Source organism: Pseudomonas sp. BC42, assembly GCF_021560055.1.
Lineage (GTDB): Bacteria > Pseudomonadota > Gammaproteobacteria > Pseudomonadales > Pseudomonadaceae > Aquipseudomonas.
Map to the genome: position 1 here is coordinate 2,900,852 of NZ_CP091067.1, position 17,545 is coordinate 2,918,396.

The following is a 17,545-nucleotide window of genomic DNA, read 5'->3' on the forward strand; positions in this document are numbered from 1 at the left end:
TGGTAATGCTTCTCATTAGTGAGTGCTCGAGTTTTTATCGCTGCCGACCAGGGCCCGAGCACATCGGGCTTGTCGGCTATATAGTTGTAAGCTACAACTAAAAAGTCCACGAACGAGGTCACGCTTATGTCGAGCCCATCCGCAGGTTTCATCCCTCAATTGCGCCAAGCTTCCCGGCAGATGGTTCGCGAGCTGGGCTTCATGCACAGCACCCTGGCCGCCACCGACTACCCGCCCTCGGCGGTGCACGCGCTGCTGGAAATCGGCCAGGGCAATGCCTTGACCGCCAGTGACCTAGTGACGCTGCTGGGCCTGGAGAAATCCAGCGTCAGCCGGCTGGTGCGCAAGCTGGTGGAGGCGGGCGAGCTCAGCGAACAGGCCGATGCGCAGGATGCCCGCTCGAAGCGGCTGCACCTCACCGTCCAGGGACGCCAGACCCTGGCCGGCATCGACCGTTTTGCCCAGGCCCAGGTGGCCGCGGCCCTGGCGCACCTGAGCGCGGACCAGCAGCTTTGCGCCTCGACAGGCATCGCCGACTACGCCCGGGCATTGCGTGCGGTGTGCCTGGGCGAGGCGCCCGAGCCGCCCGAGTGCTGGTCCATCGCCCGTGGCTACCGGCCGGGGGTGATTGGCCGCATTGCCGAAATGCATGCCTGCTACTACGCCGCCCGGGCCGGTTTCGGTCAGCCCTTCGAAAGCCTGGTGGCGGCGGACATGGCCGAGCTGATGGGGCGTTTGCACAACCCGCGCAACCAGGTCTGGGTGGCGCTGCGGGGCGAGCGGATCGTCGGGTCCATCGCCATCGATGGGGAAGGCGAGGGCGGCGAGGCGATCCTGCGTTGCTTCATCCTCGATGATGCTGCCCGCGGTCGCGGGCTGGGCCGGCGACTGCTGGGCGAGGCCCTGGCGTTCTGCGACCAGTGGGGCTTTGCCGCCACCCGCTTGTGGACCTTCAAGGGCCTGGACGCGGCGCGCACGCTGTATGAGCAACACGGCTTCGTATTGGCGCAGGAGCAGGTGGGCGAACAGTGGGGTGCGACGGTGACCGAGCAGTGTTTTGTGCGAGCCAGGGAGGGGGAGCGTTGAAACCCGCTGAGCGTTGTAGCCGCTGCTGAGCCCGCGAAGCTGCGCAAAGGCCCGCAGGGCCTTGCTTGGCAGTCCCGAGCCGAGCCTCTAGCGGCACTGAGAACCTGCGTCTCCTGCGCAGCCGTTCGCAGCCTGCGGCAGCGGCTACAGATCGCCGGTATTGGTGGTAGGGTTAGCCCCCTGGACAATTATCGATCTGTGGAGACCCATTCCATGCAAGCCATCAAGCTCAGCCTGCCGGCATCCCTGGACAACCTGAAAACCGTGGAGCTGGCCGATCCCGGGCAACCCGGCGCCGGGCAGATCCGCGTGCGCCTGCATGCCTGTTCCCTGAATTTCCACGATTACGCCGTGGTCACCGGCGCGCTGCCGACTGCCGATGGGCGGATTCCCATGGCCGACGGTGCCGGGGTGGTGGAAGCGGTGGGCGAGGGCGTCAGCGAGTTCAAGGTCGGCGATGCGGTGGTGTCCTGCTTCTTCCCCCATTGGCACGATGGCGGCCCGGCGATTGCCGATTTCAGCACCACCCCGGGCGATGGCGTCGACGGCTACGCCCGTGAAGTGGTGATCCAGCCCAGCCACTGGTTCACCCACGCGCCCCAAGGCTACAGCCACGCCGAAGCCGCGACCCTGACCACCGCCGGCCTGACCGCCTGGCGCGCGCTGGTGGTGGATGGCGCGCTCAAGGCCGGGGACACCGTGCTGGTGCTGGGCACCGGCGGGGTGTCGATCTTCGCCCTGCAACTGGCCAAGGCCATGGGCGCCACGGTGATTGCCACCTCGTCCTCGGACGCCAAGCTGGCCAGGGTCCGCGAACTGGGGGCCGACCACACCATCAACTACCGCACCCAGCCTGAGTGGGGCAACGAAGTGCTCAGGCTCACCGGCGGGCGCGGCGTCGATCACGTGGTGGAAGTCGGCGGCCCGGGCACCTTGCCGCAGTCGATCACGGCCTGCCGCATCGGCGGGCATATCGCCCTGATCGGCGTGCTCACCGGCTGGTCCGGCCCGGTGCCGACGGCGGCGCTGATGGCCAAGCAACAACGCCTGCAGGGCCTGATCGTCGGCAGCCGCCAGCAGCAGATCGAGATGGTCCGTGGCCTGGAAGCCACCGGCATCAAGCCGGTGATCGACAGCACCTTCCCCCTGGCAGAGATCGCCAAGGCCTTCGCCCATGAAGCCTCGGGCGCGCACCTGGGGAAAATCTGCCTGACGTTCTGAGGCGTTGATCGCGGCAACGCCCGGGTGGCTCCGGGGGTTGCCGCAGCCCCGATGGCGCTTGTTACCGGGCGCAACCTGTATGCCCCACTTTGACTCACTGCCTGCGCGTTTTCGTAGCAGCCCGGCCTTGGCCGCGCTCCTGGCACCTTCCTGCTCATCGAGCACTGGTTCGGCAAATCAATGACTTGAGTCCGCTTGCGCAAAGCTGGCACGCATTCTGCTTTTTTGTATCTATGGATAATTGGATACAAAAATACAAAAGGTGCCTCTATGCAATTCGCTCCCGCCTACGTTGACCGCCAGCCGCTGACCGCCGAGGAGGAGGCCTACAACTTTCTCCTGGAGGCGATCTGCGGCGGCCGCTACCGCAAGGGCGACCGGCTGATCGCCGAGGACATCGCCAGCGAGATCGGCATGAGCCGCATGCCGGTGCGCGAAGCCTTTCGCCGCCTCGATGCCCAGGGCCTGGTGACCCTGCGGCCCAATCGCGGGGCGGTGGTCAGCGGCCTGGACATCGAAGAGCTGCACGAAGTGTTCGAGATGCGCAGCGCCCTCGAAGGCCTGGCGGTGCGGGTGGCGGTGGGGCGTATCGGCGAGCGCCAGCTGGCGGCCCTGGAACGGCTGCTGGACGAGATGGACGACTACCGCGACGAGAGCGCCGAGTGGGTCAGCCGCCATCGGGCCTTCCATGAATACCTGTGCAGCCTCAGCGGCCGGCCCCGGCTGATGAAGCAGATCTCGGCCCTCTATTCGCTGGTGGAGGCGCCCATGCGCCTGTGGCTGCAACACGGCGAAAAACCCCTCAGCGCCCGCCAGGAGCACGCGGTGATCCTCGATGCGATTCGCGCCGGCGATGCCGAGCGTGCCGAAGCGGTGGTGCGCGAGCACATCGAGGGCACGGTGCCGGCGCTGATCCAGTTTCTGCAAACGGAACAATAGAAGCGGGCCCGAGCCCGCCCCTTGTGTTGACTTTGAATCCTGCCCCCGTTGTTCAACGAAGTGGAGTGTCTGGTCATGCATAAACGCCGCGCCTTGCTGGTGGCCGTATCCCTGGGACTCTGTGCACAGTGGGCCGCCGCCGCGCCCCAGGTGCCGGAGCGCCTGCAACAGGTCGACAAGCTCACCTATTGCTCGGGGATGGATTCACCGCCCCTGGTGTCTTTCGACCAAGCCCAGAAGCCCCGCGGGCTGAGCGTCGACCTGGGCCTGGAAATCGCCCGCCGCCTGGGCAACAAGGAGGTGCAATGGCGGGTGATTCCGTTCTCCGGGTTGCTCCCGGCGCTGCTGGCCCGGCAGTGCGACATGATCGTCGACCAGCTGTTCGACAAGCCCGAACGGCGCGAAGTGATCGACATCGTCAACTACATGTATTCCAGCCAGTCGGTGGTGGTGCCCAAGGGCAACCCCAAGGCGATCAAGAGCCTGGATGATTTGTCCGGGCGCAAGGTTGCGGTGCTCAATGGCTCGACCATCAAGACCCTGCTGGACGCCCACAACGCCAGCCTCGCCCAGGCTGGCAAGGCACCGATGACACTGGTGGTCTACAACAGCGACACCGATGCCTTCCAGGCCTTGCGTATCCGTCAGGTGGACGCCTACGGCACCACCGTGGAAACCGCCGGCTACTACGCCGCCATGGCCCCGGACCTGTTTCAGGAAGGGGTGCCGGCCTTCAGCCGGATCCTCACCGGCCTGGGCATCCGCAAGGACGATGCGCAGTTGAGCGCCGCGGTGCAGCAGATCATCAGCGACATGCGCAGCGACGGCAGCTATGCCCGGTTGCTGAGCCAGTGGCAGGTCAGCAGCGACACCCTGAACTGAGGCAGCGCCGCGATGAATTTCAATTGGGATGTGTTCTGGCAGTACCTGCTGCAACCCAGCGGGGTGTACCTCACCGGGCTCTGGCTGACGTGCGTGATCAGTGTCCTGGGCATGGCGCTGGGCTGTGTCCTGGGGCTGGCGGCGGCGCTGCTGCGCCTGTCGCGCAACCCCTTGCTGCACCTGCCGGTACGTTTTTACGTGTGGCTGATGCGCGGCACGCCGTTGCTGGTGCAGATCGTCTTTCTCTACACCGCCCTGGCGGCTGGCGGGATCTTTCGCTTCGAGGACCTGCAACTGTTCGGCCTGGTGGTGCCGGGCAACATCCAGGCGGCGATCATCGCCCTGGGCCTCAACGAAGGCGCCTACATGGCGGAGATCATCCGCGCCGGGATCGGCGCCGTGGACAAGGGCCAGTACGAGGCCGGGCGCTGCCTGGGCATGACCTTCGCCAAACTGATGCGGCGCATCGTCCTGCCCCAGGCGTTCCGGGTGATCGTTCCGCCCCTGGGCAACGAGTTCAACGTGATGCTCAAGAACACCACCCTGGTCAGCGTGATCGGCGTGCAGGAGCTGCTGCTGAGCACGCAGATGGTCACTTCGGCGACCTTCCGGGTGTTCGAGCTGTACCTGGTGGTGGCCCTCTACTTCCTGCTGCTGACCACCCTGTGGGGCTTCTTCCAGCGCTGGCTGGAAAAGCGTTTCGGCCAGAGTGACCGACCCGCGCCGCCGGCCGCCGGCCACCGGATGTTCGGGCGCCACACCTTCAAATTGCTGCGGGGACGTTGAACATGGCACACCAGAGTGAAGACTTGATCATCGAGGCCCGGGACCTGCACAAGTCGTTCGGCGCCCTGCAGATCCTCAAGGGCATTTCCCTGTCGGTACGCCGCGGTGAAGTGGTGGTGCTGATCGGCGCCTCGGGCTCGGGCAAGACCACCTTCATCCGCTGCATCAATCTGCTGGAGCAGATCCAGTCCGGGCTGATCCGGGTCAACGGCCGGGCCATGGGCTATCGCGAGCGCGCCGACGGCAGCCTGGTGCGCGATAGCGAGCGCAACATCGCCCGCCAGCGCCGGGACATCGGCATGGTGTTCCAGCGCTTCAACCTGTTTCCCCACATGACGGCCCTGGAAAACATCATCGAGGCGCCGATCCAGGTCCTCGGCGTGCCCCGGGCCGAAGCGGTGGAGCAGGCCCAGGCCTTGCTCGCCCGGGTCGGCCTGGCGGACAAGGCCGGGCACTACCCGTCGATGCTGTCCGGCGGCCAGCAGCAACGGGTGGCCATCGCCCGGGCCCTGGCGATGAAACCCCAGGCCATGCTCTTCGACGAGCCCACCAGCGCCCTGGACCCGGAAACCGTGGGCGAGGTGCTGCAGGTGATGAAGCAGCTGGCGCAAGAGGGCATGACCATGGTGGTGGTCACCCACGAGATGGGCTTTGCCCGGGAGGTGGCCGACCGAGTGGTGGTGCTCGACCAGGGCGAGCTGATCGAGCAGGGGCCGCCGGAACAGATCTTCAGCCGCCCCAGCCACCCGCGGACCCAAGCCTTTCTCAGCCGTGTGCTGTGATTTTTTGCGGCCTCAACCCTTGCACGAGCCTTTGCCATGCTGAATTTTTCTGCCCATGAGTACCCCTACGCCTCACAACGCCAGAGCGTGTATGCCCGTCGCGGCATGGTCGCCGCGTCCCAGCCCCTGGCCGCCGAGGCCGGGATCGAGATCATGCGTGGCGGTGGCAATGCCATCGACGCCGCGATTGCCAGCGCCGCAGTGCTGACAGTGGTCGAACCCACGGGCTGCGGCCTGGGGGGCGACGCCTTTGCCCTGGTCTGGACCCAGGGCCAGTTGCATGGCCTGAGTGCCAACGGCCAGGCCCCGGCCGCCCTGAGCATCGAGGCAGTGCGGGCCGCCGGGCACGCGCAGATGCCGCTGTATGGCTGGACCCCGGTCACCGTGCCGGGCTGCCCCTCGGCCTGGGCCGAACTGTCCCGGCGCTTCGGCAAGCTGCCCTTTGCCCAGTTGCTGCAACCGGCCATTGAACTGGCCCGGGACGGTTTCCCCCTGTCGCCGGTGGTCGCCCGGCAATGGCAGATCGCTCTGGAGGAGTTCGCTCCCCACCGCGACCCGCTGCTGCAACCCTGGTTCGACACCTTCCTGATCGACGGCCGCGCGCCCCGGGCCGGGGAGGTGTTTCGCAACCCGGCCCAGGCGCGGACCCTGCAGGAACTGGCAGCCAGCCTCTGCGAGAGCTTCTACCGCGGCGAACTGGCCCAGCGCCTGGACGCCCATTCCCGGGCCACCGGCGGCTACCTGCGGGCCAGTGACCTTGAGGGCTACAGGGCGCAGTGGGTGCAACCGATCAAGGTCGATTACCGCGGCTATCAGGTCTGGGAGATCCCTCCCAGCGGCCAGGGGCTGGTGGCGCTGATGGCGCTGAAGATCCTCGAAGGCTTCGACTTCGACCAGCGTGACAGCCAGCAGACCTGGCACCGCCAGCTGGAGGCGATGAAGCTGGCCTACAGCGACGGCCTGCACCACATCACCGACCCGGCGCACATGCGCGTGGCGGTGGCCGATCTGCTCAGCGACGCCTACAGCGCCCGGCGGCGGGGGCAGATCGCCGAACAGGCGCAACCGCCCAAACCCGGCGACCCCCATGCCAGCGGTACGGTGTACCTGGCCACGGCGGATGCCGAGGGCAACATGGTGTCGTTCATCCAGAGCAACTATCACGGCTTCGGCTCCGGGGTGGTGCTGCCGGACAGCGGCATCGCCCTGCAGAACCGCGGCCAGGAATTCAGCCTCGACCCGGCGCACGCCAACGCCCTGGCGCCGGGCAAGAAGACCTTCCACACCATCATCCCGGGCTTTCTCAGCCAGGCCGGTGTGCCCCTCGGGCCGTTCGGTGTGATGGGCGGCTACATGCAGCCCCAGGGCCATGTGCAGATGGTCATGAACCTGGTGGATTTCGGCCTCAACCCGCAGGCCGCACTGGATGCGCCGCGCTGGCAATGGCTGGGGGACATGCGCGTGGGCATCGAGCAGGGCGCCTCGGGCGATCTGGCCAACGCCCTGGCCCGGCGCGGCCATCAGGTGCAGATCGCCCACGACTCGCTCAACTACGGACGCGGCCAGATCATCCTGCGCGACCCGGTCAGCGGCGTGTTCTGTGGCGGCACCGAGCCCCGGGCGGACTCCCATATTGCGCTGTGGTAGCCGGCTGTGGCGTGGGGACTGCCAGGCGGCTGCGCGGCGCCGGTCTGAACCTGGCCAGTGCGCCGATGGGGCATGAGCGGGGCGGGGCACGCCAGGACCAGGGCAACGAAAGAAGGTGTGCCGGCGAGCGATATTAAATAGAATGAGTCTCATTTGATTTAACGTGCCACGCCGGGTGCCCTTGCCATGAATGACGCCGTACTGCCAACGGAGCACACCTTCGACAACCTGTACCGTGAGCACCGCAGTTGGCTTGAAAGCTGGCTGCGGCGACGCCTGGGCAACGCCTGGGATGCCGCCGACCTGAGCCAGGACACCTTCCTGCGGGTGCTCGGCAGCGCCCAGCCCCTGGCCCAGTTGCAGGAGCCGCGGGCCTACCTGCTGACCGTGGGCAAGCGCTTGCTGATCAACTTCCATCAGCGGCGCAGCCTCGAACAGGCCTACCTCAACGCCCTGGCGACCCTGCCCGAGGCCTGCGTGCCTTCGCCCGAACAGCGCTGGATTGTCCTGCAAGCGCTGCAGGCGCTGGACGAGCTGCTCGATGGCCTGCCCCATCCGGTGCGCCGGGCGTTTCTCTGGAGCCAGCTGGAAGGCCTGGGTTACCGCGAGATTGCCGAGCGCCTGCGGGTGAGCGAGCGCACGGTCAAGCGCTACATGGCCCAAGCCTACGAACACTGTCTGCTGGTGGAGCTGTGACCTCGTCCACCGGCAGCGATCCGCGTCAGGTCGCCCGCGCCGCGGCGCGCTGGCTGGCCTTGCTGGAGTCCGGCAGCGCCAGCGAGAGCGACCAGCAGGGCCTGCAACAATGGCGCGAGCGCTGCGCCAGCCACGAACAGGCCTGGCAGAAAGCCCAACTGTTGCGCCAACGTTTCGCCGAGCTGCCCCCGGCCCTGGCCCTGGCCAGCCTCGACCGCCCACAAGTGGGACGTCGGGCCCTGCTCAAGCGCGGCCTGGGGGTGGCGCTGCTGGTGCCGAGCGCCTGGTGGCTGAGCCGGCAATTGCCCCTGGAGGCGTGGCGCGCCGACCTGCACACCGCCACCGGCGAGCGCAGGCAGCTGTCCCTGGCCGATGGCAGTTTCCTGCAACTCAATACCGCCACGGCGCTGGACCTGGACCTGGCGGCGCGCCGCCTGACCCTGGTGCAGGGCGAGATCGCGCTCAAGGTGCCGGGCCATTCGGCCCTGACCCTGTACACCGACTTCGGCCGGGTGCGGGTCAGCCAGAGCGAAGTCTGCGTGCGCCAGGAGCGCCTCGGCTGTCGGGTCTCGGTGGTCAGCGGCGTGGTCCAGGTGCAGCCCTTGCAGGGGCCGGCCCTGACCCTGCACGGCGGGCAGCAGGTCAGTCTGCAGGCTTCCGGCGCCGGGTTGCCGCAGGTCTTCGACAGCGCGATACCCGGTTGGCGCGAAGGGGTGTTGCTGGCCCAGGACCAGCCGCTGGGGGATTTTTTGCGCGAGTTGAGTCGTTACCGCCGCGGCGTGTTGCGCTGGGACCCGGAGTTGGAGGCGCTGCGGGTCACCGGCAGTTTCCGTGTCGAGGACACCGACCGGGTGCTGGCCTTGCTGGCCGCCAGCCTGCCGCTGGAGGTGCAGGCGCGGACGCGTTTCTGGGTCACGCTGCGTTCGCGTAAAAAACTCGCTTGAGGGCTGTCCCCTTTTTTCCAGGTGCCTGTCATTGCAGGTAAGTGAACAAAAAAGAGAGCCTCTTCAATGCCCTGCGTCATGCCTGCTGCTGTGCGTCCCTTGTTGCGTCTGAGTCTGCTGCTGAGCCTGAGCGCCAGCCCGTTGCTGGTTCCCTTGAGCTGGGCCGAGGAGGGTGGCCGCCGCAGCTACCAGGTGCCGGCCGGCAGCCTGGGCGCTGTCCTGACCCGCTTTGCCGGGCTGTCCGGAGTCGATCTGGCGGTGGACCCGCGGCTGGTCGAAGGGCGCAGCAGCCCCGGGCTTTCCGGTGAGTTCGCGGTGCAGGAGGGCTTTGCCCGGCTGCTGCAGGGTTCGGGCCTGCAGTTGCACGCGGTGGGTGAACAGGCCTACACCCTGGCGCCGGTCCCCGAGGACGGCGGCCTGGCGCTGCCCGCCACCTCGATTCTCGGCAGCGATCTCCCTGTCAGCGGCGAGCCCTATGCCGGGGGCCAGGTGGATCGCAAGGGCGGCCAGGGCCTGCTCGGCGACCGCGATTTCATGGACACCCCGTTCAACCTCACGTCCTACACCGCCGAGGCGCTGAAGAACCAGCAGGCGCGAACCTTGGGCGACGCCGTGGCCAGCGACCCCTCGGTCCGCACCACCAACCCGGCCAGCGGGCGTTTCGAGCAGTTCTCGGTGCGCGGCTTCAGCCTGTTCAACAGTGACGTGTCCTACGGCGGCCTGTACGGGATCCTGCCGACCTACGCCATCGACATGGAAATGGTCGGGCGCCTGGATGTGCTCAAGGGGCCGGGCATGCTGCTGGGCGGGATTGCGCCCCGGGGCAGCGTCGGCGGCGGCATCAACATCGAGCCCAAGCGCGCCGCGGACAGCCCCCTGACCGAGTTCACCGCGCTCTATGCGTCCGCCGGGCAGACCGGTGGCGCGGTGGACATCGGCCGGCGCTTTGGCGAGGGCAACCGCTTCGGCCTGCGTTTCAATGGTGTGCGCCAGTCCGGCGACACCGAGTGGGACCACCAGCAGCTCCAGCGCGAAACCGGAGTCATCGGCCTCGACCTGCGTGATGAGCGGCTGCGCCTGTCCCTGGACCTGGGGCACCAGGAACGTCACGCCGACGCGCCGATCGAGCGGGTCGAAGTGGCGGCCACGGCGAAAATGCCCAAGGCCGAAGACATCCGCCACAACATCGCCCAGTCCTGGACCTATGCCCATTCCAAGGACAGCTTCGGCGCGCTGCGTGGCGAGTATGACCTCAGCGATTCATTGATGGTGTACGCCGCCCTGGGGGCGCGCAAAGGCAACTACGACTTTCTGCGCCATGCGGTGCAGGTGACCAACAGCGCCGGCGACTTCACCGTGACCCCGCGCACCTTCCGTCGCGACGAGGACGTCAAGACCGCCGTCATCGGCCTGCGCAGCGGGTTTCAGACCGGGCCTGTCGGGCACAGCGTGAACCTGAGCCTGAACCGCTTCAACATGGATTTCGACAACGCCGGCGAGCGCTACCCGCGCGGTGTCAGCAACCTCTACCGACCGGTGGAGCTGCCGTTGCCCGGGCGTCCCAATCGCCTCGACACCAGCACCCACACGCAAAACCGCTTCACCAGCCTGGCCCTGGCCGACACCTTGAGCCTTGCCGAGGACCGGGTGCTGCTGACCCTGGGCGCACGCTTGCAGCGGGTCCAGGTCAGCACCTGGAGCGATGGCGTGCGCGAAGAACCGGTGAATGACGAGAAGGCCCTGTCCCCGGCCCTGGGCCTGGTGGTCAAGGTCACCGATCAGCTGTCGCTGTACAGCAACTACATGGAAGGCCTGAGCCAGGGCGCAACCGCCCCGACCACCGCCACCAATGCCAACCAAGTGTTCGCCCCGTATCGCAGCAAACAGGTGGAGGTCGGCGCCAAGTACGACCTGGGCCGTTTCGGCATGAGCGCCAGCCTGTTTCGCATCCAGCAGCCGTCCTATGTCTACGACGAGAACAACAACTACAAGCCCGATGGTCAGTTGCGCAACCAGGGCCTGGAGTTGAATGTCTTCGGCGAGCCCCATGACGGCGTGCGCCTGCTGGGCGGGCTGATGCTGCTAGACAGCGTGCAGACCGAAACCGGCCAGGGCCTTTATGACGGCAATCGCGGCACCGGCTCGCCGGTGGTCAACGCCAACCTTGGCGCCGAATGGGACATCGACAGCCTGCGCGGCCTGACCCTGACCGCGCGGGCGATTCACTCCAGCTCGCAATACCTGGACCCGGCCAACCAGCAGAAAATCCCCGGCTGGGAGCGCTATGACCTGGGGGCGCGCTATGCCTTCGAGCTGGGCAAGAAACCGATCACCCTGCGCGCCAGTGTCGAGAACGTGCTCAACACCGCCTACTGGGCCTCGGCCGCAAGCTCGTCCGACAGCGCGGCGGGGTTGACCTTGTCGACGCCGCGCACCTGGCTGGTGTCGGCGACGGTGGGATTCTAGGGCCGTCCTCGAACAGTGCGCAGTCGCGGGCCAAGCTTGTTGGCGCGGTTACCGGGAGCCCGGTAACCGCCCTGTGCAAGGTTCAATGCGCAGGCTTGAGCTCCGGCGTGGCGTTGGCCCGGGCGATGACCGTGAGGATCGACAGCGCAGCGATGACCAGCCCTGGCGAGGTGGCCAGCAAAACCCCGGCGGTGCCGGCGCCGGCGGCGAGGATCTGCCCGGCGGCCAGGGGCCCGGCCACCGAGCCCAGGCGGCCGATGGCCACGGCAGCGCCCACGCCGGTGGCACGCACCGCGGTCGGGTAGGAGGGCGGTGCCAGCGCGTAGAGCACCAACTGTGCGGCCATCACGAACAGCCCCGCGGCAAATCCGGCCAGGGCCATGGGCGCAATGCCCTGTGACAGCCCGACCCCGGCCAGCGCCGCCAGCAACCCGGCGTACACGAACAGCACCACCTTGAGCCCGTTGCAGCGGTCCAGCAGCAGGCCGCCGAGCAGCGAGCCGAGGGCGCCGCCGATGTTGAACAGCATCTGCACCAGGCCCGCCTGGGGTTTGCTGAAGCCCTGTTCGAGCAGCAGCGAGGGCAGCCAGTTGAGCAGCATGTACATCACGGTCAGGGTGAAGAAGTAGCTGAGCCACAGGGCCAGCGTGGTGCGCGCGCGACCTGCGCCGAACAGCGCCTGGGCGGTGGAGGCGCGCTGGGTGCCGGCACTGGCGGTGTGTTGGCGAAAGGCACTGGATTCGGGCAGCAACCCGGCCATCAGCGGCACCACCAGCAGCGGCGCCAGGCCGCCGATGATGAAGGTGGTCTGCCAATGTTCGCTGGAGAACATCGCCACCACCGCCGCCAGCGCGCCACCCAGGGGCACGCCGCAGTACATGACGCTGATGGCCGTGCCCCGGTGGCGTTCGCTCACCGCTTCGGCGCACAGGGCGATCAGGTTGGGCAGCGCCGCGCCGAGGCCGAGGCCGGTCATGAAGCGCACCAGCAGCAGGCTCGAATAGCTCTCGACGTAGGCCGTGCACAGCGAGAACAGGCCGAACAGCAGCACCGCGCCGACCAGGATCTTCTTGCGCCCGATACGGTCGGCGACCCAGCCGCCGAAGAACGCCCCGGGCAGCAGGCCGATGATCCCGGCGCTGAACACCCAGCCCATCATCTTCGGATCCAGGGCGAAGCTCTGGCGCAATCCGGCGGCGGCGGTGCCGGCCGCCTGCAGATCGAACCCCTCGATCAGCGCAACGATAAAGCACAAAGCGATGGTCAGCGTCGAACGACGCGATGGACTGTCCATGGGCAAACCTCATTGTTGTTTTTGTTGTGGTGGCCAGTCGGACGCCGGGCCTGAATGCGCCGGCGCTGGTGGCTGGCGATTAAGATAACAAAGATAACTAAAAAATGAACAGCGCCTTGATTTAGGCCAATAAATGCAAATAAATCCATTTAAATCAGATAGATAAACTATCAATAATGATTTCCTGTAAAAATAGATAATATTATTAATGTTCGATTATCGGTCGTTTGCGGTTGACGTCAGGCTTGGGCTGTTTCCATTCTCTGTCCGCGACGTCGGCTGCCAGGCCCTCGTTCGCCCCCTAAAACAACAACAAAAAATGGACATCGGACATGCCAAATCTCCCCACCAACGCCGTTGCGGCGTCAGCTTCCTGTGTGCCCAGTCTCCCCACGCGGCTGGCTCTGGCCTTGCTGGGCTTGAGCCTGTTGTCCGGCCCAGTCCGGGCGGCGGGTTTTATCGACGACAGCCACGGCACCCTGACCCTGCGCAATTACTACCTGGATCGCGACTACAAGGACGATGGGGCGAAGACCGCCGCCCGGGAATGGGCGCAGGGTTTCATCATGAACATGGAGTCGGGGTTCACCGAGGGCCCCGTCGGTTTCGGCCTGGATGTGCGCGGGCTGCTGGGGGTCAAGCTCGACTCCTCGCCGGACCGCAGCGGCACCGAACTGCTGCCGGTGTCGGCCAGCGACAAGCGCGCCGCGGATGAATACTCGCGGCTGGCGCCCACCGCCAAACTGCGCTTTGCCCAGACCACGGTGAAGACCGGCGATGTCTCGATCTTCCTGCCGTTCGCCTTTGCCAGCCCGTCGCGCCTGCTGCCGCAGACCTTTCGCGGCACCACCCTGAGCTCCAGGGACATCGACGGCCTGACCCTCAACACCGGCTACATCGATCGCATCAACAAGCGCGACTCCACCGATTACCAGGCCATGACCATTGCCTCGCCCAACCGGCGTTTCAATGCCACGGCCAGCACCTCGCACCTGGCGTACCTGGGGGGCGACTACCAGGTCAACAAGGACCTCGGTCTGCGCGCCTATCACGCCCAGGTGGCCGACCTCTACCAGCAGGACACCCTGGCCCTGTTGCACAACCTGCCCCTGGGCGATGGCGTGCTGAGCAGCGACCTGCGCAGTTTTTTCAGCCGGGAAGACGGCAGCGCCAAGGCCGGTCGGGTCGACAACCGCAACCTCTCGGCGCTGTTCGGCTACAAGTTCGGCGGGCACCGGGTGAGCCTGGGCTACATGCATTCCAGCGGCGACACGGCCACGCCCTACATCTCCGGCACCGAGTTGATGGGCATGAGCGAGCTGACCATGAGTTCGGACTTTCTCAACGCCAAGGAGCGCACCTGGCAAGCCATCTACGACTATGACTTTGCCGCCTCCGGCCTGCCCGGGCTCAAGAGTCGGCTGCGTTACGTGCGCGGCGACCATATCGAGCTGGCGGCCTTCAACGCCAGCGACCGCAAGGAGCGCGAGTTTCAGATGGAGTTGGGGTACGTGCTGCAGAGCGGTCCGTTGAAGAACCTCGGGCTGGTGGCGCGCAAGTCGATCTATCGCAATGATTTTCCGGCGGGCGCGGCGTTCCGCGATGAAAACCAGACCCGCTTCCTGGTGCTCTACACCTTGCCGATCTGGTAGGCCCGCAAGCACCTTGCCGCCTCAGCGTGCCGGCCCTGTGCCGGCACCTTGGCTTTGGTCCTGGTAAACCTTCTTCAGCAGGCGCAGCAGTTCTTCGCGTTCCTCGCCACTCAAGGCCGACGTGGCGTCGACGTCGCTTTGCGCGGCGATCTGCTTGAGCTCCTTGAGCAGGGTTTCGCCGGTCTTGCTGAGGAAAATCCCGTAGGAGCGCTTGTCCGGCTTGCAGCGCACCCGTACCGCCAGCGCGCGGCTTTCCAGTTTGTTGAGCAGGGGCACCACTTGCGGCGGCTCGATGGCCAGGGCGCGAGCCAGGTCGGCCTGCATCAGCCCCGGGTTGCTGTCGATGATCGCCAGGGCCGAGAACTGCGCGGGCCGCAGGTCGTGGACCGAGAGCCGGCCGATCAGGTTCTGGAACAGCTTGAGCTGGGCGCGACGCATGGCGTAGCCAATCAGTTCGTCCAGGGCCGAATCCAGCGGCGCCTGGACCTCGGCGTTGGCGGGTGGGGCCTCGCGCGGGTCGGCGAGGGGAGCGGGCTTGGCCATGACAAAAACATCCTGGGTCGGTTAACAAGGCTATCCAGTTTGCCGGGGTCGGCCGCTGATAGCTACGTTTGCCTGTGTTGGCAGGCGTTGCAGAAGGATTTTTCCGCGGTGAAGAAAAATGGTTAATCAAATTAATAGTTAATTGACATAACTATTTTTGCGGTTTAATTTCGACCCATCTTCAAGCCAGAACAAGAGAGCATCGCCATGAGCAACTACGAAGGTCGCTGGACAACGGTCAAGGTCGAAATCGAAGAGGGCATTGCCTGGGTCATCCTCAATCGCCCGGAAAAACGCAACGCCATGAGCCCGACCCTGAACCGGGAAATGATCGACGTGCTGGAAACCCTGGAGCAGGACCCGGCCGCCGGCGTTTTGGTGCTGACTGGCGCCGGTGAAGCCTGGACCGCCGGCATGGACCTCAAGGAGTACTTTCGCGAGGTGGATGCCGGCCCGGAGATTCTTCAGGAAAAAATCCGTCGCGAAGCCTCCCAGTGGCAGTGGAAACTGCTGCGCATGTACGCCAAGCCGACCATCGCCATGGTCAACGGCTGGTGCTTCGGTGGCGGCTTCAGCCCGCTGGTGGCCTGCGACCTGGCGATCTGCGCCGATGAGGCGACCTTCGGCCTCTCGGAAATCAACTGGGGCATCCCGCCGGGCAACCTGGTGAGCAAGGCCATGGCCGACACCGTCGGCCATCGCCAGTCGCTGTACTACATCATGACCGGCAAGACCTTTGGCGGGCAGAAAGCCGCCGAGATGGGCCTGGTCAATGAAAGCGTGCCCCTGGCGCAACTGCGTGAAGTCACCATCGAACTGGCGCGCAATCTGCTGGAGAAAAACCCGGTGGTGCTGCGTGCCGCCAAGCATGGCTTCAAGCGTTGCCGCGAGCTGACCTGGGAGCAGAACGAAGACTACCTGTACGCCAAGCTCGATCAGTCGCGCCTTTTGGACACCGAAGGCGGCCGCGAGCAGGGCATGAAGCAGTTTCTTGACGACAAGAGCATCAAGCCCGGCCTGCAGGCGTATAAACGCTGAGCCCGGCCGGCGAACGGCGGGCCCATCCCGCCGTTCGCCATGCCCCTGGCCTTACTGTTACACCGCTGCGCTGCATTCCCGACAAAGACAACAAGAGGAATCACCATGCTGGACGTGCCCCTGCTGATCGGTGGCCAGTCGCGCCCCGCCGGCGACGGTCGAACCTTCGAACGCCGCAACCCGGTGACCGGCGCGGTGGTATCGCGCGTGGCCGCCGCGACCCTGGACGATGCCGACGCCGCCGTGGCCGCGGCCCAGGCCGCATTCCCCGCCTGGGCGGCCCTGGCCCCCAACGAACGCCGCAGCCGCCTGCTCAGGGCCGCCGAGCAATTGCAGGCCCGGAGCGACGAATTCATCGCCGCCGCCGGCGAGACCGGGGCCATGGCCAACTGGTACGCCTTCAACGTGCGCCTGGCGGCCAACATGCTGCGTGAAGCGGCGTCGATGACCACCCAGATCAACGGCGAAGTCATTCCCTCGGATGTTCCCGGCAGTTTCGCCATGGCCCTGCGCCAACCCTGTGGCGTGGTGCTGGGCATCGCCCCGTGGAACGCCCCGGTGATTCTCGCCACCCGGGCCATCGCCATGCCCCTGGCCTGTGGCAACAGCGTGGTGCTCAAGGCTTCCGAACTGAGCCCGGCGGTGCATCGCCTGATCGGCCAGGTGCTGCAGGACGCCGGCCTGGGCGATGGCGTGGTCAACGTCATCAGCAATGCCCCGGCCGATGCCGCGGCGATTGTCGAGCGGCTGATCGCCAACCCGGCGGTGCGCCGGGTCAACTTCACCGGTTCGACCCATGTCGGGCGGATTGTCGGCGAGCTTGCGGCGCGCCACCTCAAGCCGGCCTTGCTGGAGCTGGGCGGCAAGGCGCCGCTGCTGGTGCTGGACGATGCCGACCTGGATGCGGCCGTCGCGGCCGCGGCGTTTGGCGCCTACTTCAACCAGGGACAGATCTGCATGTCCACCGAGCGCCTGATCGTCGATGCCAAGGTGGCCGATGCCTTCGTCGCCAAGCTGGCGGCCAAGGTCGAGAGCCTGCGCGCCGGCGACCCGGCGGCCGCAGATTCGGTGCTCGGTTCGCTGGTGGATGCCAGCGCCGGCACGCGTATCCGGGCACTGATCGACGATGCCCTGGAGCAGGGCGCGCGGCTGGTGGTCGGCGGGCAACTGGACGGCAGCATTCTGCAGCCGACCCTGCTCGACGGCGTCACCGCATCGATGCGCCTGTACCGCGAGGAGTCCTTCGGACCGGTGGCGGTGCTGCTGCGCGGCAGCGGCGATGAAGAGTTGCTGCGTCTGGCCAACGACTCCGAGTTCGGCCTGTCGGCGGCGATTTTCAGCCGCGATACCGGGCGGGCCCTGGCCCTGGCGCAACGGGTCGAGTCGGGCATCTGCCACATCAACGGGCCCACCGTGCACGACGAGGCGCAGATGCCGTTTGGCGGCGTCAAGTCCAGCGGCTACGGCAGTTTTGGCGGCAAGGCCTCGATCGAACACTTCACCCAATTGCGCTGGGTCACCTTGCAGAACGGCCCGCGGCACTACCCGATCTGATCCGTCGCCACGGGC

At 66.4% G+C, this 17,545-nt stretch carries 15 protein-coding genes; 13 read left to right on the forward strand and 2 right to left on the reverse strand.

Annotated features, from left to right (window positions below; genetic code table 11):
* Positions 1-126 precede the first annotated feature (126 nt).
* The 10 genes from L1O02_RS13420 (at position 127) to L1O02_RS13465 (ending at position 11,449) form a co-directional block, all read left to right on the forward strand.
* Positions 127-1,086, forward strand: a complete 960-nt coding sequence (locus tag L1O02_RS13420) for a GNAT family N-acetyltransferase (protein WP_235760060.1) — start codon at positions 127-129, stop codon at positions 1,084-1,086.
* Positions 1,087-1,299: 213 nt separating this feature from the next.
* Positions 1,300-2,307 (forward strand): NAD(P)-dependent alcohol dehydrogenase, encoded by a 1,008-nt coding sequence (locus L1O02_RS13425; RefSeq protein WP_060839796.1) that lies wholly within the window; start codon positions 1,300-1,302, stop codon positions 2,305-2,307.
* Positions 2,308-2,577: 270 nt separating this feature from the next.
* Complete coding sequence (locus L1O02_RS13430) at positions 2,578-3,246, forward strand: GntR family transcriptional regulator (RefSeq protein WP_060839795.1); 669 nt, start codon at positions 2,578-2,580, stop codon at positions 3,244-3,246.
* Between the two features lie 75 nt (positions 3,247-3,321).
* On the forward strand, positions 3,322-4,128 hold the full coding sequence (locus tag L1O02_RS13435; RefSeq protein ID WP_235760061.1) for an ABC transporter substrate-binding protein: 807 nt from the start codon (positions 3,322-3,324) through the stop codon (positions 4,126-4,128).
* Between the two features lie 12 nt (positions 4,129-4,140).
* Complete coding sequence (locus L1O02_RS13440) at positions 4,141-4,914, forward strand: amino acid ABC transporter permease (RefSeq protein WP_060839794.1); 774 nt, start codon at positions 4,141-4,143, stop codon at positions 4,912-4,914.
* A gap of 2 nt (positions 4,915-4,916) precedes the next feature.
* Positions 4,917-5,696, forward strand: a complete 780-nt coding sequence (locus L1O02_RS13445) for an amino acid ABC transporter ATP-binding protein (RefSeq protein ID WP_207166065.1) — start codon at positions 4,917-4,919, stop codon at positions 5,694-5,696.
* Between the two features lie 36 nt (positions 5,697-5,732).
* Positions 5,733-7,343: a gamma-glutamyltransferase family protein gene (locus L1O02_RS13450; protein WP_060839792.1), complete on the forward strand. Its 1,611-nt coding sequence runs from the start codon at positions 5,733-5,735 to the stop codon at positions 7,341-7,343.
* 186 nt (positions 7,344-7,529) lie between these two features.
* Positions 7,530-8,039 carry a sigma-70 family RNA polymerase sigma factor gene (locus L1O02_RS13455; protein WP_060843894.1) on the forward strand — a complete coding sequence of 170 codons (510 nt, stop codon included), beginning with the start codon at positions 7,530-7,532 and terminating at the stop codon, positions 8,037-8,039.
* Complete coding sequence (locus L1O02_RS13460; protein ID WP_235760062.1) at positions 8,036-8,983, forward strand: FecR domain-containing protein; 948 nt, start codon at positions 8,036-8,038, stop codon at positions 8,981-8,983. Before L1O02_RS13455 ends, L1O02_RS13460 begins: the two co-directional genes overlap by 4 nt.
* Before the next feature lie 78 nt (positions 8,984-9,061).
* On the forward strand, positions 9,062-11,449 hold the full coding sequence (locus L1O02_RS13465; RefSeq protein WP_235760063.1) for a TonB-dependent receptor: 2,388 nt from the start codon (positions 9,062-9,064) through the stop codon (positions 11,447-11,449).
* 82 nt (positions 11,450-11,531) lie between these two features.
* On the opposite strand, the gene mhpT is transcribed toward L1O02_RS13465, so the two are convergent.
* The gene (gene mhpT / locus L1O02_RS13470; protein WP_108545498.1) at positions 11,532-12,743 is read right to left on the reverse strand and encodes a 3-(3-hydroxy-phenyl)propionate transporter MhpT; all 1,212 of its coding nucleotides are present in this window, start codon (positions 12,741-12,743) and stop codon (positions 11,532-11,534) included.
* A gap of 332 nt (positions 12,744-13,075) precedes the next feature.
* Here mhpT and L1O02_RS13475 point away from each other — a divergent pair, with 332 nt between their 5' ends.
* Positions 13,076-14,395 carry an OprD family porin gene (locus tag L1O02_RS13475; RefSeq protein ID WP_060839787.1) on the forward strand — a complete coding sequence of 440 codons (1,320 nt, stop codon included), beginning with the start codon at positions 13,076-13,078 and terminating at the stop codon, positions 14,393-14,395.
* Between the two features lie 21 nt (positions 14,396-14,416).
* Here L1O02_RS13475 and L1O02_RS13480 read toward each other — a convergent pair whose 3' ends face one another.
* Complete coding sequence (locus L1O02_RS13480; protein WP_060839786.1) at positions 14,417-14,938, reverse strand: MarR family transcriptional regulator; 522 nt, start codon at positions 14,936-14,938, stop codon at positions 14,417-14,419.
* Positions 14,939-15,145: 207 nt separating this feature from the next.
* On the opposite strand from L1O02_RS13480, the gene L1O02_RS13485 reads away from it, so the two are divergent.
* Positions 15,146-15,976 (forward strand): p-hydroxycinnamoyl CoA hydratase/lyase, encoded by an 831-nt coding sequence (locus tag L1O02_RS13485; protein WP_010567568.1) that lies wholly within the window; start codon positions 15,146-15,148, stop codon positions 15,974-15,976.
* Between the two features lie 105 nt (positions 15,977-16,081).
* Complete coding sequence (locus tag L1O02_RS13490; RefSeq protein ID WP_108545497.1) at positions 16,082-17,530, forward strand: aldehyde dehydrogenase; 1,449 nt, start codon at positions 16,082-16,084, stop codon at positions 17,528-17,530.
* Positions 17,531-17,545: the final 15 nt, after the last annotated feature.

Coding starts and splice junctions, on each gene's coding strand:
- L1O02_RS13420 (WP_235760060.1), top strand. CDS start 127: ATGTCGAGCCCATCCGCAGGTTTCATCCCTCAATTGCGCCAAGCTTCC.
- L1O02_RS13425 (WP_060839796.1), top strand. CDS start 1,300: ATGCAAGCCATCAAGCTCAGCCTGCCGGCATCCCTGGACAACCTGAAA.
- L1O02_RS13430 (WP_060839795.1), top strand. CDS start 2,578: ATGCAATTCGCTCCCGCCTACGTTGACCGCCAGCCGCTGACCGCCGAG.
- L1O02_RS13435 (WP_235760061.1), top strand. CDS start 3,322: ATGCATAAACGCCGCGCCTTGCTGGTGGCCGTATCCCTGGGACTCTGT.
- L1O02_RS13440 (WP_060839794.1), top strand. CDS start 4,141: ATGAATTTCAATTGGGATGTGTTCTGGCAGTACCTGCTGCAACCCAGC.
- L1O02_RS13445 (WP_207166065.1), top strand. CDS start 4,917: ATGGCACACCAGAGTGAAGACTTGATCATCGAGGCCCGGGACCTGCAC.
- L1O02_RS13450 (WP_060839792.1), top strand. CDS start 5,733: ATGCTGAATTTTTCTGCCCATGAGTACCCCTACGCCTCACAACGCCAG.
- L1O02_RS13455 (WP_060843894.1), top strand. CDS start 7,530: ATGAATGACGCCGTACTGCCAACGGAGCACACCTTCGACAACCTGTAC.
- L1O02_RS13465 (WP_235760063.1), top strand. CDS start 9,062: ATGCCTGCTGCTGTGCGTCCCTTGTTGCGTCTGAGTCTGCTGCTGAGC.
- mhpT (WP_108545498.1), bottom strand. CDS start 12,743: ATGGACAGTCCATCGCGTCGTTCGACGCTGACCATCGCTTTGTGCTTT.
- L1O02_RS13475 (WP_060839787.1), top strand. CDS start 13,076: ATGCCAAATCTCCCCACCAACGCCGTTGCGGCGTCAGCTTCCTGTGTG.
- L1O02_RS13480 (WP_060839786.1), bottom strand. CDS start 14,938: ATGGCCAAGCCCGCTCCCCTCGCCGACCCGCGCGAGGCCCCACCCGCC.
- L1O02_RS13485 (WP_010567568.1), top strand. CDS start 15,146: ATGAGCAACTACGAAGGTCGCTGGACAACGGTCAAGGTCGAAATCGAA.
- L1O02_RS13490 (WP_108545497.1), top strand. CDS start 16,082: ATGCTGGACGTGCCCCTGCTGATCGGTGGCCAGTCGCGCCCCGCCGGC.